Origin of the sequence: Shimia sp., from assembly GCF_039969785.1 — a bacterium.
Classification (GTDB): Bacteria; Pseudomonadota; Alphaproteobacteria; order Rhodobacterales; family Rhodobacteraceae; genus Shimia.
The window spans coordinates 227,239-252,347 of record NZ_JBDVNC010000022.1 but is presented as its reverse complement, the minus strand read 5'-3'; the positions used below and the strand labels follow the sequence as shown (position 1 = coordinate 252,347).

The window sequence follows — 25,109 nt, the reverse complement described above, 5'->3', positions numbered from 1 at the left end:
TTTGGCCGATGCTAATTCAAACGACGCGTTTGTCGAATTCGAACGCGTGCAGAAGAGCTATGATGGTGAAATTCTCGTCGTCAAAGATCTCAACCTCGCCTTGCCACGTGGCGAATTTCTCACAATGCTTGGGCCTTCAGGGTCTGGCAAAACAACCTGCCTGATGATGCTGGCCGGATTTGAGACGGCCACTCATGGTGATATTCGGCTTGGTGGGGTATCGATCAACAACATTCCGCCGCACAAACGCGGGATTGGCATGGTTTTTCAGAATTACGCTCTGTTTCCCCACATGACGATTGCCGAAAATCTCAGCTTCCCGCTTGAAGTGCGAAAGATGGGCAAATCCGATCGTGAACAAAAAATCAAACGCGCGCTTGATATGGTTGAGATGGGGGCCTTTGGTGGCCGTCGTCCGGCGCAGCTTTCGGGTGGACAGCAACAGCGTATCGCCCTTGCGCGGGCGCTCGTGTTTGAACCAGAATTGGTTTTGATGGATGAACCGCTTGGTGCGCTGGACAAACAACTGCGTGAAAAAATGCAGTTTGAGATCACCAATCTGGCCCACAATCTGGGCATCACCACTGTTTATGTGACGCATGATCAGACGGAAGCGTTGACCATGTCGGACCGGGTGGCGGTGTTTGATGATGGACGTATTCAGCAGCTTGATCCGCCTGACACGCTTTACGAGGAACCGAAAAACAGTTTCGTGGCGCAGTTCATTGGTGAAAACAACACGCTTGAGGGTGTGGTCAAGGAAATTAGCAATGGGTTGGCGTTGGTTCAGCTGGACGATGGCGGGTTGATTGATTGTCAGCCTGTGCACGACTCCGTTCAGCCGGGAGCACGCACGCGCGTTTCCATTCGTCCCGAGCGCGTGGAGTATAACAAAGATCGTCTGCAGGAGGGTGTCCATACTCTCAAAGCAGAGGTGAAAGAGTTTATTTATATGGGCGACATATTCCGAACTCGTTTGAACGTTGCTGGCAATGATGAATTCGTCATCAAAACCCGTAACGCACCGGATGTGGAGCGCCTGAAACCCGGCCAGCAAATCGAAATTGGCTGGCTGCCAGAAGATTGTCGCGCGCTGGATGCTTGAGCATCATCCGCGGGCGTGACCGAGCCAACTGCTCGGCAAACCATAACAAGTTCAACAAGGAGAGTACTTAGATGAAAACGAAACTCACTGCACTTGCCGTGACCACAGCACTCGTGGCCCCTGCGGCGATCGCCGATGAGATGACCATCGTGTCTTGGGGTGGCGCGTATTCCAAATCGCAGCTGCGTGCGTATCACGAGCCCTATTCTGAAAAGACCGGTGTCACCATTATCAATGATGACAGTTCGTCTGGTGCGGTTGCAAAACTGCGCGCTATGAACGAAGCCAACAACGTGACATGGGATGTTGTTGATGTTGTTGCCGCCGACGCAATTCGTCTGTGCGACGAAGGACTGGCGATGGAAATCGACGCCGACAGCATGCTTGCTGCTGCGCCTGATGGCACATCCGCGTCCGAAGATTTTGGCGATCTTCTGGTGTCCGACTGCTTTATTCCACAGATCGTGTATTCCACAACTTTCGGGTATCGTACGGACCTTGTAGGCGACACTGCGCCATCCAGCATTTGTGACGTGTTCGACACTGCCGCCTATCCTGGCAAGCGGTCGCTTGAAAAGAACCCGATCAACAACATGGAATGGGCGCTGCTGTGTGACGGCGTGGCCAAAGATGCCGTGTATGACGTTCTGGCAACTCCGGAAGGTCAGGATCAGGCGCTTGCCAAGCTCGACACTATCAAAGACAACGTGATCTGGTGGTCTGCCGGTGCAGATACGCCTCAGCTGTTGGCTGACGGAGAAGTTGTTATGGGGTCGACCTACAATGGGCGCCTGTTCTCTGTCATCGAAGAGCAGAAGCAGCCGGTTGCCATGCTGTGGGACGCTCAGGTGTTCGACCTTGACGGCTGGATCATTCCAACCGGCCTGAGCGAAGAGCGTCAGGCACGTGCGCTGGACTATATCATGTTCGCCACTGACACTCAGCGTCTTGCAGATCAGGCCAAATACATCTCGTACGGTCCTGCGCGCAAGTCTTCGGCACCGTTGGTTGGCCAACACGCTGATTTGGGTATCGACATGGCGCCACACATGCCGACCGATCCGGAAAATGCCAAGAACACGTTCCTCTACAACTACGAGTTCTGGGCTGATTATCGCGACGACATCGATGCCAAGTTCCAGGCGTGGCTGGCTAAGTAATCCGATTAGAAATGAGGGAAGGGGCCGCGTATTGGCCCTTTCCACCCCAATTCGTTTGGACCTTCGAACAATAACAACAAGACCAACGGGGAACACATGACTGATGCATCCAATAATGGCGGGCCGATGCTTGCCGCGGATGGCACGCCGCTTAAGAAAAGCTTGGCACGTGCGCTCCGATTGCAAAAGATGAGAGCTCTGGCGCTGATTGCGCCGCTTTTGATCTTTGTGCTGTTATCCTTTATTTTCCCAATTGCGTCGATGTTGTTCCGCTCTGTTGAGAATGGAATGGTGGCCCAGACGCTACCTATGACCGTTGTTGAATTGCAAAGCTGGGACGCCGAAACTGGTGATTTGCCCGAGGAGGCCGTCTACACGGCTTTCGTGACCGATATGGTCGCGGCAATTGATGCAAAAGAACACACCAAACTGGGCACCCGGTTGAATTATGAGCAGACGGGTATGTCGTCTCTCTTCCGCAAATCAGGGCGAAAGATTAAAAAGCTGGATCCAGCCACTGATGGGCCGTTCAAGGAACAACTTATCGAAATCGATAAGAAATTTGGCGATGTTCAGACATGGGCTGTGATCAAAACGCACTCGGTCGAAATTACCAATGGCTACTTTCTGAATGCCATCGACATGCAGCGAACACCCGAAGGCGCGCAGGCGCAGCCAGAGGATAAACGCATTCTGATCAAGCTGTTCCAACGTACGCTAATCATGTCGATGATTATTACGATTTCCTGCATTATGCTGGGCTACCCGGTTGCATGGATTTTGGCAAACCTGCCTGCACGCACGGCGAATGTACTGATGATACTGGTGCTCTTGCCGTTCTGGACGTCATTGCTTGTGCGAACGTCCGCATGGAAGGTGATGTTACAACAACAGGGCGTGATCAATGAAGTGCTGGTTTGGGTTGGTTTGGTCGCTGATGATGCGCGGCTTGTGATGATCAACAATCAGTTTGGTACGGTGGTTGCGATGACGCATATTCTGCTGCCATTCATGATCTTACCGATGTATTCGGTGATGCAGACTATTCAACCGACCTATCTGCGGGCGGCCAAGTCTATGGGGGCCACAAACTGGACCGCATTCTGGCGGGTCTATTTCCCATTGTCCGTTCCGGGCATTGGAGCCGGGTCCATCCTGGTCTTCATTCTGTCTATTGGGTACTACATCACGCCTGAAATTGTGGGTGGCACCAAGGGCGTCTTCATCTCGAACCGAATTGCTTATCACATCTCCAGTTCGCTCAACTGGGGCCTTGCGGCCGCGCTGGGCACCATTCTGCTGGGTGTCGTGCTGCTCCTCTACTGGGCGTATGACAAGATCGTCGGCATCGACAACGTGAAATTGGGGTAAAGAAAATGGCTGCACTCACACCCATCTCTCGAAAACCCCTGTCGCTGGTTGTGCCGCTTATCGCGGCGGCTGGCGGGTTTCTCGGTCTGTTCGTTGGCACAGCAAATGGATCAGGCTTTCTGGGCGTTTTGATCGGCGCCGTGCTGGTCGCGTCTATGGGACTGTTTTTTATTAAAGGTCTCAAAAACGAACAGCTGTCCAAGTGGATTTCCATTGCCCTGATCGGCGCTTTGGGGATTTGGTTCGGCGGAATTCCCGGTCTGATCCTTGGCCTGATCTTTGGCTGGCTGTTCCATTGGTTCATCTATTGGCTCTACGAAGGGCGTTACCGCGCACGGTTGTTGCCCTATCTGACTCCGGGACAAGTGGCGTGGCATTACGGCTTCCGCATCATTTGCGGGTCAATTTTCGTATTCCTCATTACGCCAATTCTTGTGGTGATGCCGTTGTCCTTCAATTCACAGGACTTCTTCACCTTTACGCCGGAAATGCTCCGCTTTGAGGCGGAAGGTTATTCGCTTAAACACTACCGTGATTTTTTTACCAACAATGAGTGGCAGCGGTCGTTCAAAAACTCGCTGCTCATCGCACCAATCGCGACGGTCATCTCTGTGAGCCTTGGGACGTTGGCTGCCATTGGGCTCAGCCAGAGTCACGTGCCAGGACGACGGGCGATTATGGCAATCATGATCTCGCCGATGATTGTTCCACTAATCATTTCGGCTACCGGCATGTTCTTTTTCTACTCTGACATCGGCAACTGGCTGGAAGGCACGCTTGGGCTGCCAAAAACATTTGTCGGATATGTTAAAGTGGTTCTGGCGCACGCCGTGTTGGGCATCCCGTTTGTCATCATTACAGTAACGGCAACGCTTGTTGGATTTGATCGATCATTAACTCGCGCAGCAGCGAATATGGGCGCAAACCCTGTGACGACATTTTTCAGGGTGCAGATGCCTTTGATTCTGCCCGGTGTGATTTCCGGTGCCCTGTTTGCCTTTATCACCTCGTTTGACGAAGTCGTGGTGGTCTTGTTTGTTGGCTCTGCCAGTCAAAAAACACTGCCTTGGCAGATGTTTACTGGTCTGCGTGAACAGATCAGTCCGACCATTCTGGCTGTCGCAACAATCCTTGTCGTGATCTCAATCGCCCTGCTGACCACGGTTGAGCTGCTGCGCCGCCGGTCGGAACGGTTGCGGGGGTTGTCGCCCGGTTAAGAGCGATTGCTCAAAGTCACGAAATGCCATTCGCGCGTTGGACCGCGCGAATGTATGCAATGATGGCTGCAACATCCGATCGTGTCAGCCCGCTGACCGGGGCCATATCACCAAACGGCCAATGATGGGCGCGCACTCCGATATCAACGGCGCGATAGAAACTGGCGTCGTCGTGGTGGGACGGTTCATAGATTTTGTGGATCAGTGGCGGGCCCGCGCCATCCAGGCCAGACGCATTTGCGCCGTGACAGGCCGCACATTTGGTTGCAAACGCATTGCTTCCAAATTGTTCTTTTTCGCCAAGATGGTCAGGTATCGTGACAGCCACCAATGCTGCGTTATCGCCGACGATTTGTGGCTCTGGCGAGTTCAATTGGAACCAAGCTGCAGCCCCTACCAGCAAAGTGATGCCCGCGCCCATCGGAATTTTCCAGTTCATTTTTGACCTCATGACAGTTGTTTTCTTCGGCCTAGAGGGTTCCTACGCGGGAGGGTCAATATCTGCCTTTTCACGAACTGGTGAATATGCCAAATACACGCGCCCTTTTCATAAGGCGTTACTTTATGCCATTCTGACTTCAGAGCAGGAGACGAGTACATGAAAAGACGTGACTTCATCACCGCCGCCGCAGCAACGCTGGCTACTCCAAACATTCTGAGGGCGGCCGCAGAAGTGCCATTTGAGCTGATGGAGCATCTGCAGCCAAAAGAGGTGCGGGTGCAAAAGAAGCTTGGCTTTCAGCCCGGGCAGATCGTTGTGACGACACAGGCCTATTTCTTGTATCACATGCAGGATGAACGCAACGCGATCCGCTATGGCGTGGCTGTGGGTAAGGCTGGGCTGAACTTTAAAGGCGACGCGTATATTAAGCGTAAGGTCGAATGGCCCAGTTGGCGCCCAACGCAAGAGATGATCGAGCGCAACCCGGGCTATGCACGCTATTCAGATGGAATGCCTGGGGGGCCAAACAACCCTCTCGGGTCGAGGGCATTATATCTTTACCAGAACGACCGGGACACGTTGTTCCGTATCCACGGCACCAATGTGCCGCAGTCAATTGGCACGCCGTCGTCCAACGGATGTATCCGCATGTTGAACGCGCATGTTGAGCAACTTTATGCGCAGATACCACTGGGTACCAAAGTTACGGTGATGTAGGGCTTTCCAAGGTCAGGATCGCAGCAACGTCAGAATACGAAGCGAGGCATAGCCGTCAGGTTTCATGCCCCGCGATTTCTGGTATTGGCGCACTGCTTCGATGGTCAGCGGTCCGATCTTTCCATCGATTTTTTGGGTGTCAAAACCGTTTTCGGTCAACAATACCTGCAATTCGATCCGTTCGTCATATGTCAGGACGCGGTCGCCGCGTGGCCAGCGTCCCTGAATTTCAGGGCCTCCCATAATGCGATCCGCCAGATGCCCGACACCTATCACATAGGCGTCGGCTGTGTTGTAGCTTTCCAGTACCTTGAAATTGTCGAACACCAGAAACGCCGCTCCGTCGGCGCCAGCGGGAAGCAACACTGACGCCGTGCCATGGTTTGGAACTGCGCGTCCCAGTCGGTCGCGCACACCCATGCGGGCCCAGTCGCTTGGCATCTTAACATTTTTGCGATTGGCAGACGCGTAATCAAAGCCTTCCGGCACAATGACCTCAACGCCCCATGGCTGCCCCTTGGTCCAACCATTTGCCGCCAGATAGGCCGCAGTGGATGCCAGCGCATCGCGTGGATCATCTGACCAGATATCCCGTCTGCCATCTCCGGTGAAATCAACCGCATGAGCAAGGAATGATGTTGGCATGAACTGGGTATGACCCATCGCGCCAGCCCAACTGCCGATCATGCCGTCAACAGATACATCGCCGTTTTGCAATATTGTTAAGGCCGCTGAAAGCTGTTCTTCAAAAAATGCCGCGCGGCGCCCGTCATGGGCCAAGGTCGCCATCGCTCCGATTATTGGCGTTGACCCACGAAAAGTACCATACGCGCTTTCCAGCCCCCAGATTGCTGTGACGATCTGTTTGTCGACACCGTATTTTTGCTCAATTTCCGTTAGGATTACGTCCTGTTCGCTGAGGGCGTTCTTGCCGTTTTGAATCCGTAAATCCGACACTGCTGTATCCAGATAATCCCAGATCGTCTTGGTGAATTCCGACTGATTGCGATCCCGGCGGATCACGGTTGCGTTGTATTCGACGTTGGCGAAAGCGCGGTCCAATACATCGGGTGTAATGCCATCGGCCAACGCGCGCGCCCGGTATTCTGCAACCCAGCCGCTGAATTCGAGCGTTTTTGTTGCATCAACTGACACGTCCGATTTTGGGCGCGCGACCGGGCGCAGTGACTTTTCGGGACTATTTGCCAGAACAGGCGCAGCCAACTCCAATAAGATGGCGCCCAGCAGGAACGCTGTACCAATCAACCGCATGACGTGCCTCTTTCTTGTTTTGATCAAAGCCTAGCGTGTTTCAGGGCCCGGTCAAAGTGTACGTCTTGGTTACAAGCCGGGATTTGCCGATGGGAATTTTTGTGCCCTCAGACGGGTGTGAAATTCTCGCAACATGGTGACGCGGCGGGGGCGAAAAGATGCTCCGGTACGTCGCATGTTGGACATTCTGTCCAACCGAAACGCCCTGTAATCCTGTCGCAAATGGCACCATGCCAAAAGGCAGTGACTGGATTGCATGAAAACAATCGACAGCGGGTCGACTTGACGTTCCGTGCGTTTGCCATACGCATCGCTATAGTCAAAATGCACGCTTTCCTCATCCCACGTGGCTTGCCGCAATGCACCTGCGTCAATTCCGGGTGGCGGAGGGCGTTCAAACCGTTTGGCATAAAGTACCGCATGTTCCAGCCGATGTGCCTGACCTTGTGGCAGTCTGGCGCGCAACTTTGAGAGTGCCGACTGCGCCGCATTTGCCAGCGATGGATCGCCCACTTCCATAACTTCGCGCAATCCCACAACCAACGCCTCTATCTCTTCCGGGACAAAGCCCAATGGAGGCAGCGTGGCGTCTTCTATCAGAGTAAATCCAAATCCGGCCTCACCATCAATCACCGCGCCAAGCGCACGCAAACTGTCAATGTCGCGATATATCGTGCGCACAGACACGCTGGTTTCGCGCGCCAGCATGTCGGCGGTGGCGGGCGGTGGCAGATTTCTCAGAGCCTGCATCAGATGAAAGAGTCGATCGGTTCGGGACATGTCATCATCATACTGCCACCTACTGACAGAAACTGACAAGAGGCCATGTTACTCCGGCTGTATCGAAATACTGACGGAGATCCCCGAGATGAAGCTGATTACCTTTCACGGCGACGACAAATTGCCCAGTTTTTCCCCTTTTTGCCTCAAAGCCATGTGTCTGCTGGAGATGGCAGGCCAAGAATGGGAGCCAGAGTATATTCAGGACCTGTCCACTATGCCTTTGGGACGGGTGCCGGTGTTGCGGTTGCAGGATGAATTGATCCCGGACAGCCACCACATTCAAGAGCATCTGGAACGGAATGGCTTTGATTTCAATCCCGGCCTGACAGCCAGTGACAAGGCTACCAGCCATGCGCTTGTCCGCATGACAGAAGAAAGCTTGCGTCTGGGGCTGGTGCATGACCGCTGGCTGGATGAAAAGGTTTGGCCGGAGATGCGAGGTTCCTTTTTTGCCGCTGTCCCGGACCAAATGCGCAATGAAGTGGCTGCGCAGGTTCAGGATCAGGTGCGCGCTGGGCTAACTTCGCACGGCATTGCTCAATTCCAGCCGGATGACCGGGTGCGCCGCCTGAACAAGGATATGATTGCGCTGGAACACCAACTGTCCGGAAAGGCCTTCTTGTTTGGGGACGAGCCCTCGGCAGCAGACGCCACAATTGCGCCTGTTCTGGATATGATCCTGGGATTGCCGGCGCCCACAGCTTTGCGGGCAGCGGCAGAAAGCTTTCACGTATTCGCGCCTTATGTAAGTCGTACACGCGAGGCAATTTATCCGCCGATGGAGCGGTTTTCGGCAGGCGCTAGCGCCGCTGCCGAGTGACCTTACGCTTGATTTTGTCAGCTTTGCGTTTGGCTTTAGTGGCCTTGCGCCTAACCGGGCGGCCTTTTCCACGGCCGCCCGACGACCGTTTGACCGGTTCGCCATCAAGCGAGATCAGTTCCAATGCAACCCCTCCGGTTACCGGCGCGGCCTCAGTAAGCCTGGCAGTCACCCGTTGGCCCAACCCGATGACAATGCCGGAATCCGAGCCAACCAGAATGTTGGCTTCGCGGTCAAACTGAAAGTATTCACGCCCAAGCTCTCGCATAGGGATCAAGCCATCTGCTCCGGTTTCGTCCAGCTTTACGAATACGCCAAACTTGGCGATGCCGCTGATCCGCCCGCTGAATTCATTACCGATCCGCTCGGACAGGTATGCCGCCAAATATCGATCTGAGGTATCCCGTTCTGCCAGCATAGACCGGCGTTCCGTGTCGGAAATATGCGTGGCGGTGTTTTCCAAATTTTCGATGGCTTCAGGTGACAAACCGTCGTTACCCCATCCATGTGCCGAAATCAGCGCGCGGTGCACGATCAAATCGGCATAGCGACGGATTGGCGATGTGAAATGTGCGTAGGATTTCAGAGCCAGACCGAAATGTCCGAAGTTGGATGGGCCATAATAGGCTTGGGTCATCGACCGCAACGTCGACAAGTTGATCAGTTCGGCCTCGTCCGTGCCAGCGGCGGCATTCAACAATGCGTTCAAATGGCTGGTTTGCAATACTTGCCCTTTGGCCAATGTCAGTCCCGCCGATTGCGCAGTTTCCCGCAACGCGTCCAACTTTTCGGGGCTGGGCTCTTCGTGAACACGGAACAAAAGCGGAGTTTTGGCTGCAATCAACGTCTCGGCGGCACAGACATTGGCGAGAACCATGAACTCCTCAATTAGCCGGTGCGCATCAAAACGGTCGCGGAAATTGACGGAGTCGACCTGGCCGGTTTCGTTCAATTCAATGCGGCGTTCCGGCAAATCCAGGTTCAACGGTTGCCGATCGGCCCGTGCTTTGGTCAGTGCCTCATAAGCGGCGTACAGAGGATCGATCACATCGGCCATCAACGGTGCACAAACCTCGTTTGGCGCCCCATCGCGTGCCTGCTGCACTTCGCCGTAATTAAGCGAGGCAATCGAGCGGATCATTGCACGGCAGAACCGGTGGCTGATCTTGTGCCCTTTGTCATTGATCTGAATGCGTAAGGCCAGCGTGGCGCGCGGCACGCCCTCATGCAGCGAACACAGATCACCGGACAGTCTGTCAGGCAGCATCGGCACAACCCGATCGGGAAAATAGCTGGAATTGCCGCGCTTTCGTGCCTCGCCATCCAGGGCTGTATTTGGCCGGACATAGTGGGCGACATCGGCAATCGCGACCCAGATCACATGACCACCCTGGTTCTTGGGGTCGTCATCTTCGTGCGCCCAACAAGCATCGTCATGGTCGCGCGCGTCTGCCGGGTCGATGGTCACAAACGGCATCTCGCGCAGGTCATCACGCGCGCCCAGTGGCGCTGGTTTTTCTGCGTCGGCCTCTGTGATCACATCGTCTGGGAAGCTGTCTGGAATGCCATGCTGATGGATCGCGATCAAAGACACCGCTTTGGGCGCAGATGGGTCACCTAATCGCTGTACCACTTTGGCACGCGGCAGGCCCAGACGGCTTTTCGGTCCGGTTTGTTCCGCCTCGATCAGCTCGCCGTCTTTGGCGCCGGCAGTATGATCCGTCGGTACAAACCACTCAGTTCCGGTGCCCTTGTCGATGGGCAGGATACGTCCGCCTTCGGCAGTTTTGCGAAACACACCCAAAACCCGTTTGGGGTTGGTGCCAATCCGCCGAATTAACCGCGCCTCATACACAAATGTCTCGTCGCTGACTTCGGTCAGACGCCCCAGTATTCTGTCCCCTTCGCCCAGGGCAGGATCGCTGGGGCGGGTGATTACCAGAATGCGTGGCTCTTCACCTTCACCGTGCCATTCAAGCGGGCGGGCAAACAAGTCGCCGTCCGTATCTGTGCCTGTCACTTGTAAAACAGACACGGGAGGTAATTTGTCTGGGTCGCGATAGGTCTTCTTACGTTTTTGCAGATGTCCTTCGGCCTCAAGTTCCTTGAGAATCCGTTTCAGGTCGATCCGGGCCGCGCCTTTGATGCCAAAAGCTTTGGCAATATCACGCTTCGAGGTGAGGGTCGGGTTTTCGGAAATCCATTCCAGGACTTCCTCTTTTGTCGGTATACGCATGTTTGTGCCCTAACACGCGGATCGCATGGCGTCACGAGGATTGCGACGCACTTGTTGTATGCCTTAGTGCCAGCAGGTCCGTAACGGTATCAACATCGCTTAATGTGGCTACCGTGGTGACGCGACGTCCGGGCAGAGTGTTCAAACTGTCTTGCAAAGCGTGCTCTGTCGACCACCGTACATTTTGCAGGAACGATGGCGAAGACGGTGCTGCGCGCTTCATTCCAACCAGCCAATACCCGCCGTCATTTGCGGGTCCGAAAACGGCCTCATGTGCGCCAAGAGCTTTAAACGCATCCGCAATATGTCGGGTCTGGATGCCCGGGATGTCTGCGCCGATGATACAAGCCGGCCCCGGCGGCAGGTTGCGCATGATTCGTCCCATCCGATCGCCCAAATTGCCGTGTCCCTGTGGGATGCGTGGCAAATCTCCAGGCCAGACACGAGATAGCTGGCCTTCGCGGTCCGGCGAGACGGCCAGTACCAGGTGCCACCGGGGATCTCGGATTCTATGCAACAGTGCAGCGCTTTGACGGCGAAACCAAGCGGCGGACGAAACCATGCCAATGTCACGCCCTAATCGCGTCTTAACACGACCCGGACGCGGTTCTTTGACCATAACCACCAAACGCCGACGCCACGCGATTTCAGGCGAAATAGTCACGCAGAATCCGGGTATAGATGGTTTTCAACTGGTTGATTTGTTCCACTGGAACGTTTTCGTCCACCTTGTGCATCGTCTTGCCAACAAGACCAAATTCCACGACGGGGCAATGGGCTTGAACAAACCTAGCATCCGACGTGCCCCCTGTTGTGCTGAGCTCCGGAACGCGCCCGGTTTCGGCAGTAACACTCGCAGCTACTAAGTCTGAAAGTGCGCCCGGAGGGGTGATGAAACTCTCTCCGGAAACCTTGATGTCCATGGCAATGTCGATACCTGATTCTAACGCTGTCTCTTCGGCCATCTTTTGCAACCATCGCGTCAATGAGGCTCCGGAATGCGCGTCGTTAAATCGGATATTTACAGTGGCGCGGCACTCTGCCGGGATAACGTTGGTTGCCGAATTTCCGGTATCCATCGTTACAACAGCCAGCGTTGAGGCGTCAAAATGTTCGGTTCCGGTATCAAGTTCGAAAGAAGCCAACCGATCCATCAGGCGGGCCATCGTGGGCAGGGGGTTCTTGGCCCGATGCGGATAGGCGGAATGCCCTTGGACACCGGAAAATGTAAGCCAGGCTGTCATAGAGCCACGGCGTCCGATTTTCATCATATCGCCCAACTCGTTCGGGCAAGTTGGTTCGCCAACAAGGCAAACTGACATTTGCTCTCCTTCGGTTTTCATGTACTCCAGCAATGCCGTCGTCCCATCCACCGCGTCACCTTCTTCGTCGCCGGTGATAGTTAGAATAACCGCGCCATCTGGGGGCGTGTTTTGAACGAAATCTACGGCAGCCGCCGCGAAAGCTGCGACACCGGATTTCATGTCCGTGGCGCCGCGCCCAAACATGATCCCATCACGGATTTCTGCGCCAAAGGGGTTCGCAGTCCACGCGGCAGCGTCGCCAACAGGTACGACATCTGTGTGCCCGTTAAATCCAAAACTACGCGCGTGGCCCTTAGCGCCCCAACGGGCAAACAGGTTCGCGACATCACCCCGATCTACTCGCGTGCACGAAAATCCGCCGCTCGAAAGCATCGCTTCCAGTAACACCAATGCTCCGCCCTCTTCTGGTGTTACTGATGGACAGCGGATCAGGTCGGCGGTCAGCTGAATGGCGTCGGAGTTTGACATTACAGGTTCTTCCAAAAAGCGGCTTGATGGCGTTTTGTGTGTTTGTCGCACAGCCGGGCATTGCGGGAAAGCCACAATTCCGCCCATCAAATATCACATTTTTGTCTAAACCCCTTAACAGACGGCGCTTTTTCATGTTTATCTGGCCTCAATAACAAGACCGAGGCAGGTCAAACGGCAGTTCGGCCACAAATAGGCCGTTATCGCATTACAGGCGCAACGACGCTTGCATTGCCGATATCCGCAAAGGAACCGGGATAAACCCGGCCCTGCTGGTGTGATCTGCCCCGACCAATTGGGGTACGAGCGGTATGCCTAGATTACCAGTGAGCACAAACGCCAGTGCTGAAGATATGGCGAACGAAATTTTCGGTGACGGTGTACAGGTCGAATCTGCGACTTATACCGGTAGTAATTCTTCATCGGGAATTTATACCAACGGAGACTCGGTATCGCCCGGCGTAACGCCCGGAGACAGCGGTGTGATTCTTTCAACCGGTCGTGCCCGCGATTTTTCCAATCGAAATGGTGGTAACAATCAGGAAAGTGGCCAATCAACCGACACGAACGGTGCAGATAATAATTCGGAACTCAATGCACTTGCCGGGACGAACACATATGATGCGTCTTTTCTTACGGTAGATTTCATTCCCACGGGCGACACGATGACGATGCAATTCGTTTTTGCTTCTGACGAGTATCCTGAATACGTCAACTCCATCTATCAAGATTTTGTAGCCGTCACGATCAATGGTGTGACCGTGCCAATGGAAATCGGCAATGGTGAAGTTGACCCCGGCAATATCAATGATGGCGAGAACCAAAGCCTGTTTATTGATAATACCGGTGGTGCCTACAACACCGAGATGGATGGCTTCACGCTGACCATGACGTTGACGATCCCGGTCAACGATGGAGAATTGAACACCATTCGATTTGCGATCGCGGATGTGTCAGACAGCAGTTATGACTCATCATTGTTGATCGCAGGCGGGTCCGTTCAGACTGCGCTGATTGCCAATACAGATACCGTCAACATCAATCCAGACGCGTCAAAAACAGTTGACCTCCTGAGTAACGATACAGGAACCGGCACGCTTACGATTACGCATGTCAATGGACAGCTGGCTGTTGTAGGTGTGCCAATCGTTTTGGCCAATGGTCAGAGCATTACGTTGAATGCCGACGGGACGGTCACAATCGATGCAGACAGCGACGAAGAAATTGTCAACTTTACGTATACAATTGACGACGGAAACGGGAATACGGATGTTGGTTTTGTCTCCGTCAACCAGGCGCCTTGTTTTGTGTCCGGTACGTTGATCAGCACGCCAAACGGAGAAGTTCCTATCGAATACCTGAATGCGGGAGACTTGGTAGATACACTTGACCATGGCCCGCAACCGATCCGCTGGGTTGGTAAACGTACCGTGCGAGCCGAAGGTGAGTTTGCTCCGATCCAGATCACTGCGGGTACGTTTGGAGAACACAGAGATCTATCGTTATCTCCGCTTCACCGTGTTTTGATCACTAATGCTTGGGCACAACTTTTGTTCGGCGAAGACGAGATTCTTGTGGCGGCACGCGATCTTGTGAATGATTGCTCGGTTCGCCGTCAACCTGGAGGTTGGGTCGACTACTTCCACATTCTGTTTGATGATCACCAAATCGTCTTTTCGGAAAAACTCACCACCGAAAGCTATCTACCGGGTCCGCAAACAGCCGAGTCGTTTGAGCCGGAAATCGTCGCGGAAATTTGTTCGATATTTCCGGAGCTTGATCCAGAAACGGGGCTTGGATACGGACCCATGGCGCGGCGTGGTTTGAAACGGTACGAAGCAAATACATTCGCCACACTTGCGGCGGCGGCCTGAGGGGACGCGGCGTGGCACTCGAGAAGCAAAAAACATGAGTTGGATCGCTCTAATTGACCGGACCCGTGCGCTGTTCCGCGCAGACGGGCTGGCGCAATTGGGCCGGTCATCACCCGATCTGTGTGGCGCGTTAGAGCGTCCGATGAGACGCGGCAGTATTGTATTGGAAACGCAAGTGTCGCCCTATGACAAGCCTCAATTGTTGGTTGGGTATCAAGCGCATAACCGATCGGGTTGCCAACTGACGCTGCAGGCGCTCCCCGGAGGCGGCATAGTGCTTGTCATCAACCGTGGATCCGAGACGTTTCATGCGGCCGTCAATCTAGACGCGGGCGGACGCACAGACACGTTGCGTATCACTTACAGTTGGGACTTGAGTGCGAATAGAGGGCGCTTGGTCGTCGAACTTCCGGGGCGAAGCCGGATTGCGCTTCGTGAAATTACTGACGTGATGCCGCTCAGTTTATCAGATGTTCAAACCATGACCAGCAATGACAAATCTTGTGTCTTTGCGCCAGACGTCTCGTTTTTGGCAGTCTCAGACCGTGTCGAACCCATTGGCGCAATGCCAACTCTGGCCCCAACGACATCGGTCATGACAAATATGGGGTATCGGCCAGTAGGTGCGCTGCAACGCGGCGACGTTGTCCAAACTTTGGATGGCGGGTTTGTGCCCATATTGGCAACGCTAAAAAGAACCGTGCCGGCTGCGGGGCTATTTGCTCCTGTACAGCTACGATCTCCGTATTTTGGGCTGACAAGTGACATCATTGTTGCGCCGGCCCAACAATTGGTGATCGGTGGGTCGCGTGTCGAATATACCTTTGGCTCCGAACAGGTTCTTGTGCCATCCGGGCATCTCTTGCACGGTAAGGCGGCTTTGAAGCGTACGGGTGATTTGCTGATAACTTACTGCCAACTGTTATTGCCCGAACACGAAGCGGTCCTGTGCGCGGGCAATTATGTAGAGACGCTAAATATCGGTCGAATTCGCCGTAAACCTGAAATATTGCGGGCGAGCCTGTATTGCAATATGCCGCGCAGAGAGTTGCCTGAACACGCTTTAACAGCATTTCCGGTTCTGGGCGAGTTTGAAGCGTTGACCCTTGCGGCACAGCGCGCAGCGGCCTGACATTCAGCATCAGTGTTCAGGCGTTTCGCCTTCGCTTTCCTCGCCATGGAAGAATGGCGTCAACTGGGCAACGACAACTGAGTTTTCAGCCAGGGCGCGGTCCATCAATGCGCGTTCAGCGTCATCTATTTCGTGCCCCTGCGCCTGACGTTCCTGCAATGTGCCATACCCAGTCACATCCAGAGGGTTCAGGTCAGCCTGCTTAAGTATTGCAACGGTCTCGCGCACCGCTTCTGCTTCGTCCACACCGCTGGCATAGATCATCAGGGCGCCACCAGTCGCCGTGTCTGGCAATCCGTCGCCATCTTTGCGTCCAACCTGAACCAACAGAGTGTAGACCTGTTGGCGGGATTTCTTTTTGGGCTTTTCCATACCGCAGCCCTTATCGCGACCGTTGTTCCCAGGTCAACCTTGGGTCTGCGAGCCGGGCGAATTTGTTTTGAATTGCTGACAGTAAACTTCGCGGTGAACACCAGTTGGAAACCCTCGGTGCCTATTCCTTTTGGGAACGGTATTCGCGTTTCAGAACACATTCTAGGCAAGCAGAATTCACTTCATGTCCAGCAGCTGCTTTCCCGGGGGAAATTTCTGGCCACTGGTGCCGGGGAATTTTGGCGGTTCTTTCACCGAAGAATATGACGGCGATTCAACAGATAACAGAGGCACCTGATCATAGGTCCTCGACGAATGATGAAGGTAATCGGAAAGGGGAACAGAGATGCCAACAGCGTCGGAACTGCCAATCGATACATCCGCAAGCGCAATGGAAATGGCCGAAGCGATGTTCGGTTCAGGTATTCAAATATCATCTGCGTCTTATACAGGCGCTGACCAGTCGTCCGGCATCTACAGCGATGGCGACTCAGTTGCCGCTAATGTCACGCCATCTGATACCGGTGTAATTCTGTCAACCGGGCGGGCCACGTCGATTACCAACAGTTCAGGCGACGCAAACTCAGCTTCCAACACGACCGGGCGCATGCGAACGGCAGGCGATGATGATCTGGACGACATCTCTGGCGTGACCACGTACGACGCCGCCGTGTTCGAGGCCGAATTTGTGCCCGATGGCAGCACACTAACGATGCAAGTGGTGTTTTCGTCTGAGGAATATCTGGAATACGTCGATTCCGGCTTCAATGACGCGGTGGGCATATGGGTTAATGGTGTTCAGGCAGAACTGACTGTGGGTGATGGTGACATTACGATCAACAACATCAACGACACATCAAACTCGAATTTGTATGTCGATAACCCGGCATCTGCGGAAGTGGCCAATACCGAAATGGACGGGTTTACGGTCACTCTGACGCTCAAGGCGCCGGTGGAACCCGGGGAGACCAACACGATCAAAATCGCCATCGCCGACGGTGGCGATCGGAGTTACGACAGCAATCTGATGATTGCCGGGGATTCCGTTCAAACTGCGCTTGTTGCCGGGGACGACGACATCTCGCTTGGCGCTCAGGGCACAGATACCTTTGACATCCTCGCCAACGATCAATCCGGCGAACCCGGCACGTTGACGATTACTGCGATCAACGGTCAGTCAGTATTCGCCGGGGATAGTGTCGCCTTGCCAACCGGCGAGATCATCACGTTGAACGCCGACGGAACAATCACCGTTGAAACCGACGAGGATGTGGGCACCAATGTTTTCACTTACACGGTCGAAGATGACGACGGAAATTCGGATGTTGGATTTGTGTCGTTGGAAACGAGTGAGGCGACGACACCTTGTTTCGTGTCAGGCACTGAGATTGTAACCAAGACCGGAATGGTTCTGGTTGAAGACCTTGTGCCAGGCCAGATGGTCTTGACCCGCGACAATGGGTTCCAACCTTTGCGTTGGACTGGCAAAACGTCTCGCCTCGCCATGGGGCGCGACGCTCCTGTCCGGTTTGAGGCTGGCGCTCTGGGCAATCACGATGCCGTAGAATACTCTCCCAATCATCGGGTGTTATTCCATTCGCAAAAAGCGGCGCTTCTTTTCGGAGAATCGGAGGTCTTGGTCAAAGCCAAGGATCTGGTGAATGGCTCGACCATTTCAATTCGCGAAAATGGCGCTCCGGTCACTTATGTACATTTGCTATTTGATCGTCATCAAATTGTGCGTGGCAACGGCATGGACAGCGAAAGCTATCATCCGGGGCGAGAAACCATTGATTGTTTTGATGCAGAAACGCGCGAAGAGATTTTACGACTGATGCCAAATATGGATGCGATGATGGGGTATGGGTTTGGTCCCGCCGCGCGTGTTTCGTTGCGCAAGTACGAGGCTGAGGCTCTTATCAGGACCGCATGAAAAGGCGCGCCGGTCATATAGGCGCGCCCTGAAAAGAGTTTGATAGCAATCAGTCGCGCAGCAACTCGTTGATGCCAGTTTTAGAACGAGTGCGCTCATCGACGCGTTTGACGATCACGGCGCAATACAGGTTTACTCCGTTCTTCGAGGGCATCGATCCTGCGACAACCACCGAGTAGGGCGGCACTTCACCGTACATCACTTCGCCGGTTTCGCGGTCCACAATCTTTGTTGATTGCCCGATGAATACGCCCATCCCTAGCACAGAACCTTCGCGTACAATACATCCCTCAACGACCTCAGAGCGTGCGCCGATGAAGCAATTGTCTTCAATAATTGTCGGTCCGGCCTGCATTGGTTCCAACACGCCGCCAATACCGACGCCGCCGGAAAGGTGCACGTTTTTGCCAATCTGGGCACAACTCCCCACAGTCGCCCATGTATCGACCATGGTGCCTTCGTCCACATAGGCGCCGAGGTTTACAAATGACGGCATCAAGACAACACCGGGCGCAATAAAGGCAGATTTGCGCACGATACAGTTTGGCACGGCGCGGAACCCGGCATCACGCCATTTGTTCTCACCCCAGCCTTTGAACTTACTGTCGACCTTGTCCCACCAGCCGCTGCCTTGTGGGCCGTTGTCCTGAATTTCCATGTCCTTCAGTCGGAAACCCAACAGCACGGCCTTTTTGGCCCACTGGTTCACATGCCAGTCACCGTTGTCTTGTCTTTCGGCGACGCGAAGTTTGCCTGCGTCCAGTGCATTCAGCGTGGCTTCGATGGCCTCGCGGGTTTCCCCGCCGGTCGACGGTGTGATGGTATCGCGCGCGTCCCACGCGGCTTCGATTGCTTGTTCCAGTAGGGCGTTCGACATGTGCTTTTGGCTCCGATGAAAGAGGATTCGGGCTTACATAGCGGCAACGCGCGTCGGCGTCACCCTCGCAAAGCGCTCTGATCGGTTACAACAACGACAAAGGGCCTCGCGATCCTGTCACTGGCGCCCGCGGAACAAAGGCGATACCTCTAAGAGAAATCTTATCCGAGGACGCGCTATATGAGAGATGACCGCCTTCACCCGCTTGCGGATGCCCACAGCGATCGCACCGCAGCAAAAGATGTTCCCGACACGCCGCAAACACGATCGCCGGCCTATCGCCTGGCCTTTGCAGATGATGATTTCCTGTGTCGAGAAGAATTGCGCCCTGTGCGGCTTCAGCTCGAATTGCTGAAACCACAGTTGGTTCTTGATGAGCACGGTATTGAAAGCACAATTGTTCTGTTCGGTGGTGCCCGCATCCCTGATCCTGTCAACAAGGCGACTGCGCGCACTGAAACGCTTGCTGGATTGACTGAATTCTACGAGGAGGCCCGCAAATTTTCGCGGTTGATTACCCAAGCCAGCAATGGGCGCGAAAATGTGATTGTGTCAGGCGGCGGCCCCGGTGTGATGGAGGCCGCCAATCGCGGTGCGATGGATGCCGGTGGAAAGTCCATTGGTCTTAATATCGTATTGCCACACGAGCAGGCGCCGAATGAATATGTGACGCCGGAACTTTGTTTTAACTTCCACTATTTCGCGATCCGCAAGATGCATTTCCTGATGCGCGCGCGGGCGATTTGTGTGTTCCCCGGTGGGTTCGGCACCATGGATGAGATGTTTGAAGCACTCACTCTGATCCAGACCGGGCGCATGGAGTGCGTTCCGTTCTTGCTGTTTGGCCGAGAGTTCTGGGAAAAGATTATCAATTGGGATGCGCTGGCCGATGCTGGCACGATCTCTGCTGATGATCTGGATTTATTTCGCTTTGTCGAAACTGCCGAAGAAGCAATTGATGTCATCGACAATTGGGGAGATTGTGGGCGCCGTGGTGAAATTCCCGGGCGCTGAATACTTCGATCGCCTTGGCCCGGCGTCTTTGTGCCGGGCCATCAGGGCGGATTCTAGTGGATTGCGCTTGGTAAAACGCCCAGCTCGGTTCCTTGTGGCAGTTTAGTCACCATTTGTGCGCCAGCCACGTCTTTGATTGCAAAGCCATACCCGGCCAGACGAAATTTCCATTCCCGCATGCTCAGTGCTTTTGAGCGTTCGCGCTTAAGCAGGTCCAGTACTGGCGCGTCAATTACTGCGCCTCCGATATCTGCATGTGCCATGTGTCAGTCCTCCTATGCGTTGTTGACGCTTTGGAAACTGACTGTTGAACGGGGCGCAATTAGCGCTTGATTAAGGAAAGTTTTGGGCAGGCCTGAAGATTGTTTACTTTTTTGCAACAGTTAGCGATTTGAATACGAATTTCGGCAACAGTATCCCGGCAATCAAAGCGCCAAGCCACACGAGCAATGTAGCTGCCAGGAGATTTGCCGTTCCTCCAATCGTAAACCCGGATACAAACGGTTGTGTTACCATCAGGCCGACGAAAATAGTCACGAGCGAGAGCCCGCCCAGTAGAGAAGGTAAGTTCTTTTCCGAGATTTTGCGAATAATCGGCGTGATGATCATCAGTACGATAGTAAAAATCACGGTAACAATGACCAACGCCATCGGTCCGATTGAAAAACCTTCTAACAACAATGCCGCCAGTAAAAGACCAACAGCGTTGGCGATCAAATGGGCGGCGCTCGATATAACGAACCGTGGCATTTTGTTGATCCTTCGTTGTGTTCAGTTTCCACCTGAATTGGGTTTAGTGATCATGCACAACTGTTTTCAGCTGCCGTCTAGCCCCGCTTCAGCATCAATTTGCTTGCGTGATTTACGCGCTCGTTCAGTTGCTGACTTAAGCTGACCACATGCGGCCATAATGTCTTCGCCGCGCGGTTTGCGGATCGGGCTGGCGTAACCAGCATTATAAATGATGTCCGAAAACGCCTTGATTCTGTTCCCGGAACTGCGCTCATAAGGTGATCCGGGCCATTCGTTGAATGGTATCAGATTAATCTTGGCAGGGATGCCTGCAATCAGCTTGACCAATCGGCGCGCGTCGGCGTCGCTGTCATTTACATCTTTCAGCATCACATATTCAAACGTGATCCGTTCGGAATTAGACAGGCTGGGATAGGCGCGCAGCGCGTCGAGCAACTCTTTGATGTTCCATTTCTTGTTGATTGGAACCAGTTTGTCGCGCACGTCATCTGTTGTTGCGTGGAACGAAATTGCCAACATACATCCAATTTCTTCGGCGGTTCTGGCAATTTCCGGAACGACGCCACTGGTCGACAATGTAATCCGGCGACGGCTTAGCGAAATACCTTCGCCATCCATCGCAATATTCATAGCGTCGCGTACATTGTCAAAATTATAAAGGGGTTCTCCCATGCCCATCAGCACAATATTTGAAATGAGCCGAGGTGGCGCATCCGCAGTGCTGACCCCGGGTTGAGGCCATTCATCCAGATCGTCACGGGCCATCATAACCTGACCAATAATTTCGCCTGCGGTCAGATTACGTACCAGCTTTTGTGTGCCTGTGTGACAGAAGGAACATGTCAGCGTGCATCCAACTTGAGATGAGACACACAATGTACCCCGGTCGGTTTCAGGAATATAGACAACTTCCACCTCGTGACCGCCAGCAATGCGCACCAGGTATTTCCGAGTACCATCCTCACTGACCTGGCGGCTGATCGTCTCGGGAATATCGACGCAGAATTTTTCGTCCAGTTCGGCACGATAAGCTTTGGAAAGATTGGTCATCGCATGAAAATCACGCACACCCCATTGGTACATCCACTGCCAAATCTGGTTTGTCCGCATTTTGGCTTGTTTTTCAGCAGTGCCGTTTTCAATCAGCACTGCGCGCAAACCATCCCGGGTCAAACCCACGAGATTGATTTTGCCACCTTCGGGCAGCTTGCGGGGAATGGTCATCACATCCTGCGTGACGGGGGCGCTGGCGGTCATGGTTATGGTGTCCGGGCTAGGAAATAGAGGGGTGCCTTACACCATTTGGCCTCAAAAGCAAACAAAACGAGGGTAGGCGGCCTGGTCAGGCGACCCATTTCGTGCGCACCGCCAATTGTGCTTCGTGTGTTTTTAGACACCGCCGCGCGGTGACGCCATGGGCGGCAAGTTCGATCAACTCTGGAAACAAACGTAGTAGCTCGTCGCGCGTTTCATTTTCGAACTGATCAAAGGTTAATTCGCCCGGGTGAAAGCTCTCGGTTTGCATGCCGTCAGAGATGATGATTTGATGCCTATCGAAAAGGATGTGAAAATACTCGGGCTGCGGGACGTAAGAGACCTGTTCGATACCTTTCCAACCGACCAGTTGCTTGGCGGGGACCAACACTTCACGGTCGTCAAACAATACTTCAAAACTGGCGTCCCGCATCCAGACCCGATGGTTCGGTGACACGTACAGATCCCGCGTTGGAACACCGCGGCCCATGGCGCCGCGGGGAATACGGATAGGCGCGCTCTTTTCAAAAGCGGAGCCACGCGCGGTGGCGGTGTAAGATCCTATCCACCGTATGGGTGCCAATCCGCCGTCGCGAACGACCACCATGTCTCCGGGGCGCAGTTCTTCTACGGCGACTTCACCACGTTTGGTGGCGATTTTTGTTCCGACGAGAAAGCAGGGAATAGTGCCTTCATTGATTGGGCCGGAGACCCAATTACCGTCTTCGTCTAGTTGAATGGACTCATTTTGATTGTTACCCGTCGACCCGATCTGGGTTGACGTCATCCCGTCGGCCGGTCCGCCATTGGCAGTGACTGCCCGGTCAAATGACACAAAATCGATCACCACACCGTCCTGGACAAGAGCGACTGCGCCAAAGCGATGAACACCTGCGCCCAGCGAGTAAACGTCTTGACCAAACTGCGTACCTTCAAATGAACCGATGGTATTTGTTGACCGCACTGTTCCGTTTGAATGGTACACAACAATCTGAGTATTCGAAACATCTGTTCCAGCCGCGATTGACGTTTCAATAAAGTCGTCATTCGCGGTACCGCGGTACTTTATCTCAGTAAGTCTTGGGTCTGGCATTGTCGTGCCTCCACATGTCTGAACGCAGACCGGTGTATCCGGCCTGTTTCCCCCATGTGACGATGTGGCTGTCTTAGACCCTGGCAGGGGTCTTTCTCGCCGAAATGGCGAAGATTGCTACTTACAACGCTTTTCTGCGTCTTCAACTGCGGCGGTAAATCCCAATAGCGAAAACGAGTCTTCGGTCTGGGTGTTGCGCGATGATCGGGCTGACAGCTTGGCCTTGGTGCCGCGTTTCATAGCTGCGATGATTTTGGCATCGTCGCCGGATGACGCGGGCCATGCCCACTCACCTTCGGTGATCATGGCAAATGTATTTCCATCAATGTCGACATTTACGTTGGACCCGCTGGCAAAGGGATACCCACCGGTAAAGCCCAGTTGACCAGCCACTTTCATATGTGGAAGGAAGCTGACCATCAAAAGAATATCACTGCGGCGAACGGCAACAACGCGGCCCCCTTTGGTATTGACGCTTTCCTTGGCGGTGCTGACGGCCCAGCATTCGCGCTTGTCGCCCTCTTTGTGTTCAAAAACACTCCAGTCAGTCATTGCAGCGACTTGATTTTCGCTGACGTCCTGTGCGTGCACAGCAAATGCCACAAGCGACAAACATGCCGAACCAACCGCGCTCACGAAACGTGATCCCATAATACACAGCCTCCAAGCTGTCTTGTGCCTCAATCGTCCTACCCCACGGCTTTGCGCCTTTTTTACTGGGCTGGACATTTCTATCCCGATCTTCACAGTCTAGCCTAATATGTCGACAGTGTGAAAGACCTGTTGGCACAAAATTGCCTGCAAAAAAGTGAGAAATCATGGCACAACCGGTCCTTATGACAGAAATCTGGCGCGGAGATTTTCTGGAGAACACACATTTTGGCCACGCGGTGGTCTGTGATGCCTCTGGCGACATCCTGCATGCGTGGGGTGATCCTGACGCTGTTGTATTACCACGCAGCTCGTCAAAAATGATTCAGGCGTTGCCTTTGATTGAAAGCGGCGCAGCTGATAAGCTTGGTCTTACAGATCAAAATCTGGCGTTTGCATGTGCGTCTCATAACGGAGCAGTCATCCATTCCGACATGGCGAACAAATGGCTCGACGCATTAGGGCTGAGCGAGTCAGATCTGCGTTGTGGTTCTCAGGAGCCCGCCGACATTCCAGCCCGTGACGCTTTGATCCGGGAAGGGCGCTCGCCTTGTCAGGTGCACAATAACTGTTCGGGAAAGCACTGCGGTTTTCTGACCGTGTCGCAACAACTTGGGGGGGATCCCGAATACATCGACCCGGACCACCCGGTACAGATTGCTGTGCGAGAGGCTTTCGAAGATGTCACAGGAGCGACCAGTCCTGGTTTTGCGATTGATGGTTGTTCGGCCCCGAATTTGGCTGCCACTTTGCACGGCATGGCCCGCGCTATGGCATTTTTCGCAGCTGCCCGTGAAGGGCAGGGAATCCGTCAGACCGCTGCTGCACGATTACGTAACGCGATGGCGGCGCATCCCGAATTTGTCGCTGGCGAGGGGCGTGCGTGCACGAACCTGATGCGTGCTATGGGGCACACCGTGGCTGTAAAGACGGGCGCTGAGGCGTATTTTGTGGCTATGCTGCCCGAGCAGAAACTTGGTGTGGCTTTGAAAGTCACAGATGGCACGACCATTGCCGCCGAAGCGGCGATTGCGTCCATTTTGACTAAACTTGGAGTTCTGGATTCAGCACACCCGACCACACAGCGCTATGTGAACGCACCGATTACCAACCGACGTGATATCCGTTGCGGAGTTATGAAATGCGCCTCCGGATTTCTTTGATCAGCGTGCGGAAGTCGCAATAATTCAATTGGGTATTAATACTATGCCTGCGGCACTCATCCTTTAGTGGGAAAAAC

At 54.0% G+C, this 25,109-nt stretch carries 24 protein-coding genes; 11 read left to right on the top strand and 13 right to left on the bottom strand.

Annotation, left to right across the window (positions count from 1 at the left end; translation table 11 throughout):
• The first annotated feature begins 1 nt into the window (after position 1).
• From ABJI08_RS12400 to ABJI08_RS12385, 4 genes are all read left to right on the top strand, one after another.
• Positions 2-1,105 (top strand): ABC transporter ATP-binding protein, encoded by a 1,104-nt coding sequence (locus tag ABJI08_RS12400; protein ID WP_348402155.1) that lies wholly within the window; start codon positions 2-4, stop codon positions 1,103-1,105.
• 71 nt (positions 1,106-1,176) lie between these two features.
• Entirely contained in the window at positions 1,177-2,265 is a 1,089-nt protein-coding gene (locus tag ABJI08_RS12395; RefSeq protein ID WP_348402154.1) for an extracellular solute-binding protein, read from the top strand.
• Positions 2,266-2,361: 96 nt separating this feature from the next.
• Positions 2,362-3,636, top strand: a complete 1,275-nt coding sequence (locus ABJI08_RS12390; RefSeq protein ID WP_348402153.1) for an ABC transporter permease — start codon at positions 2,362-2,364, stop codon at positions 3,634-3,636.
• A 5-nt stretch (positions 3,637-3,641) separates the two neighbouring features.
• The gene (locus ABJI08_RS12385) at positions 3,642-4,853 is read left to right on the top strand and encodes an ABC transporter permease subunit (RefSeq protein ID WP_348402152.1); all 1,212 of its coding nucleotides are present in this window, start codon (positions 3,642-3,644) and stop codon (positions 4,851-4,853) included.
• A 16-nt stretch (positions 4,854-4,869) separates the two neighbouring features.
• Here ABJI08_RS12385 and ABJI08_RS12380 read toward each other — a convergent pair whose 3' ends face one another.
• The gene (locus ABJI08_RS12380; protein ID WP_348402151.1) at positions 4,870-5,292 is read right to left on the bottom strand and encodes a cytochrome c; all 423 of its coding nucleotides are present in this window, start codon (positions 5,290-5,292) and stop codon (positions 4,870-4,872) included.
• Between the two features lie 159 nt (positions 5,293-5,451).
• Between ABJI08_RS12380 and ABJI08_RS12375 the strand changes: the two genes are divergently transcribed.
• Complete coding sequence (locus ABJI08_RS12375; RefSeq protein WP_348402150.1) at positions 5,452-6,012, top strand: L,D-transpeptidase; 561 nt, start codon at positions 5,452-5,454, stop codon at positions 6,010-6,012.
• A gap of 12 nt (positions 6,013-6,024) precedes the next feature.
• On the opposite strand, the gene ABJI08_RS12370 is transcribed toward ABJI08_RS12375, so the two are convergent.
• Positions 6,025-7,284 (bottom strand): lytic murein transglycosylase, encoded by a 1,260-nt coding sequence (locus ABJI08_RS12370; RefSeq protein ID WP_348402149.1) that lies wholly within the window; start codon positions 7,282-7,284, stop codon positions 6,025-6,027.
• 69 nt (positions 7,285-7,353) lie between these two features.
• Positions 7,354-8,064: a YafY family protein gene (locus ABJI08_RS12365; protein WP_348402148.1), complete on the bottom strand. Its 711-nt coding sequence runs from the start codon at positions 8,062-8,064 to the stop codon at positions 7,354-7,356.
• An 88-nt stretch (positions 8,065-8,152) separates the two neighbouring features.
• Here ABJI08_RS12365 and ABJI08_RS12360 point away from each other — a divergent pair, with 88 nt between their 5' ends.
• On the top strand, positions 8,153-8,887 hold the full coding sequence (locus ABJI08_RS12360; RefSeq protein ID WP_348402147.1) for a glutathione S-transferase family protein: 735 nt from the start codon (positions 8,153-8,155) through the stop codon (positions 8,885-8,887).
• Here ABJI08_RS12360 and rnr read toward each other — a convergent pair.
• Genes rnr through dapE form a run of 3 tightly spaced genes read right to left on the bottom strand, consistent with a single transcriptional unit; the run spans position 8,868 to position 12,916 of the window.
• On the bottom strand, positions 8,868-11,123 hold the full coding sequence (gene rnr, locus ABJI08_RS12355) for a ribonuclease R (RefSeq protein ID WP_348402146.1): 2,256 nt from the start codon (positions 11,121-11,123) through the stop codon (positions 8,868-8,870). The two genes, ABJI08_RS12360 and rnr, sit on opposite strands and share 20 nt — an antisense overlap.
• A gap of 31 nt (positions 11,124-11,154) precedes the next feature.
• The gene (locus ABJI08_RS12350) at positions 11,155-11,742 is read right to left on the bottom strand and encodes a TIGR04282 family arsenosugar biosynthesis glycosyltransferase (protein ID WP_348402240.1); all 588 of its coding nucleotides are present in this window, start codon (positions 11,740-11,742) and stop codon (positions 11,155-11,157) included.
• Positions 11,743-11,770: 28 nt separating this feature from the next.
• Positions 11,771-12,916 carry a succinyl-diaminopimelate desuccinylase gene (gene dapE, locus ABJI08_RS12345; protein ID WP_348402145.1) on the bottom strand — a complete coding sequence of 382 codons (1,146 nt, stop codon included), beginning with the start codon at positions 12,914-12,916 and terminating at the stop codon, positions 11,771-11,773.
• Between the two features lie 311 nt (positions 12,917-13,227).
• Between dapE and ABJI08_RS12340 the strand changes: the two genes are divergently transcribed.
• Positions 13,228-14,790, top strand: a complete 1,563-nt coding sequence (locus ABJI08_RS12340; RefSeq protein WP_348402144.1) for a choice-of-anchor L domain-containing protein — start codon at positions 13,228-13,230, stop codon at positions 14,788-14,790.
• Positions 14,791-14,824: 34 nt separating this feature from the next.
• Positions 14,825-15,922, top strand: coding sequence for a Hint domain-containing protein (locus ABJI08_RS12335; RefSeq protein ID WP_348402143.1), 1,098 nt, complete (start codon positions 14,825-14,827; stop codon positions 15,920-15,922).
• Between the two features lie 9 nt (positions 15,923-15,931).
• On the opposite strand, the gene ABJI08_RS12330 is transcribed toward ABJI08_RS12335, so the two are convergent.
• Positions 15,932-16,294 (bottom strand): hypothetical protein, encoded by a 363-nt coding sequence (locus tag ABJI08_RS12330; protein WP_348402142.1) that lies wholly within the window; start codon positions 16,292-16,294, stop codon positions 15,932-15,934.
• Between the two features lie 346 nt (positions 16,295-16,640).
• On the opposite strand from ABJI08_RS12330, the gene ABJI08_RS12325 reads away from it, so the two are divergent.
• Positions 16,641-18,227 (top strand): choice-of-anchor L domain-containing protein, encoded by a 1,587-nt coding sequence (locus tag ABJI08_RS12325; RefSeq protein WP_348402141.1) that lies wholly within the window; start codon positions 16,641-16,643, stop codon positions 18,225-18,227.
• A gap of 49 nt (positions 18,228-18,276) precedes the next feature.
• Here the strand turns inward: ABJI08_RS12325 and dapD are convergent, their stop codons facing one another.
• The gene (gene dapD, locus ABJI08_RS12320) at positions 18,277-19,104 is read right to left on the bottom strand and encodes a 2,3,4,5-tetrahydropyridine-2,6-dicarboxylate N-succinyltransferase (protein ID WP_348402140.1); all 828 of its coding nucleotides are present in this window, start codon (positions 19,102-19,104) and stop codon (positions 18,277-18,279) included.
• Between the two features lie 180 nt (positions 19,105-19,284).
• On the opposite strand from dapD, the gene ABJI08_RS12315 reads away from it, so the two are divergent.
• On the top strand, positions 19,285-20,118 hold the full coding sequence (locus ABJI08_RS12315; protein WP_348402139.1) for a TIGR00730 family Rossman fold protein: 834 nt from the start codon (positions 19,285-19,287) through the stop codon (positions 20,116-20,118).
• A 53-nt stretch (positions 20,119-20,171) separates the two neighbouring features.
• On the opposite strand, the gene ABJI08_RS12310 is transcribed toward ABJI08_RS12315, so the two are convergent.
• From ABJI08_RS12310 to ABJI08_RS12290, 5 genes are all read right to left on the bottom strand, one after another.
• A complete protein-coding gene (locus tag ABJI08_RS12310; RefSeq protein WP_348402138.1) occupies positions 20,172-20,381 on the bottom strand; it encodes a hypothetical protein in 210 nt (69 codons plus the stop codon).
• A gap of 103 nt (positions 20,382-20,484) precedes the next feature.
• On the bottom strand, positions 20,485-20,868 hold the full coding sequence (locus ABJI08_RS12305; protein WP_348402137.1) for a phage holin family protein: 384 nt from the start codon (positions 20,866-20,868) through the stop codon (positions 20,485-20,487).
• A gap of 66 nt (positions 20,869-20,934) precedes the next feature.
• On the bottom strand, positions 20,935-22,128 hold the full coding sequence (rlmN, locus tag ABJI08_RS12300) for a 23S rRNA (adenine(2503)-C(2))-methyltransferase RlmN (protein ID WP_348402136.1): 1,194 nt from the start codon (positions 22,126-22,128) through the stop codon (positions 20,935-20,937).
• Positions 22,129-22,213: 85 nt separating this feature from the next.
• Positions 22,214-22,972, bottom strand: coding sequence for a Hint domain-containing protein (locus tag ABJI08_RS12295; protein ID WP_348402135.1), 759 nt, complete (start codon positions 22,970-22,972; stop codon positions 22,214-22,216).
• Positions 22,973-23,335: 363 nt separating this feature from the next.
• Positions 23,336-23,869, bottom strand: coding sequence for an invasion associated locus B family protein (locus ABJI08_RS12290; RefSeq protein ID WP_348402134.1), 534 nt, complete (start codon positions 23,867-23,869; stop codon positions 23,336-23,338).
• A 167-nt stretch (positions 23,870-24,036) separates the two neighbouring features.
• On the opposite strand from ABJI08_RS12290, the gene ABJI08_RS12285 reads away from it, so the two are divergent.
• Positions 24,037-25,032, top strand: coding sequence for an asparaginase (locus tag ABJI08_RS12285; RefSeq protein ID WP_348402133.1), 996 nt, complete (start codon positions 24,037-24,039; stop codon positions 25,030-25,032).
• Positions 25,033-25,109 lie beyond the last annotated feature (77 nt).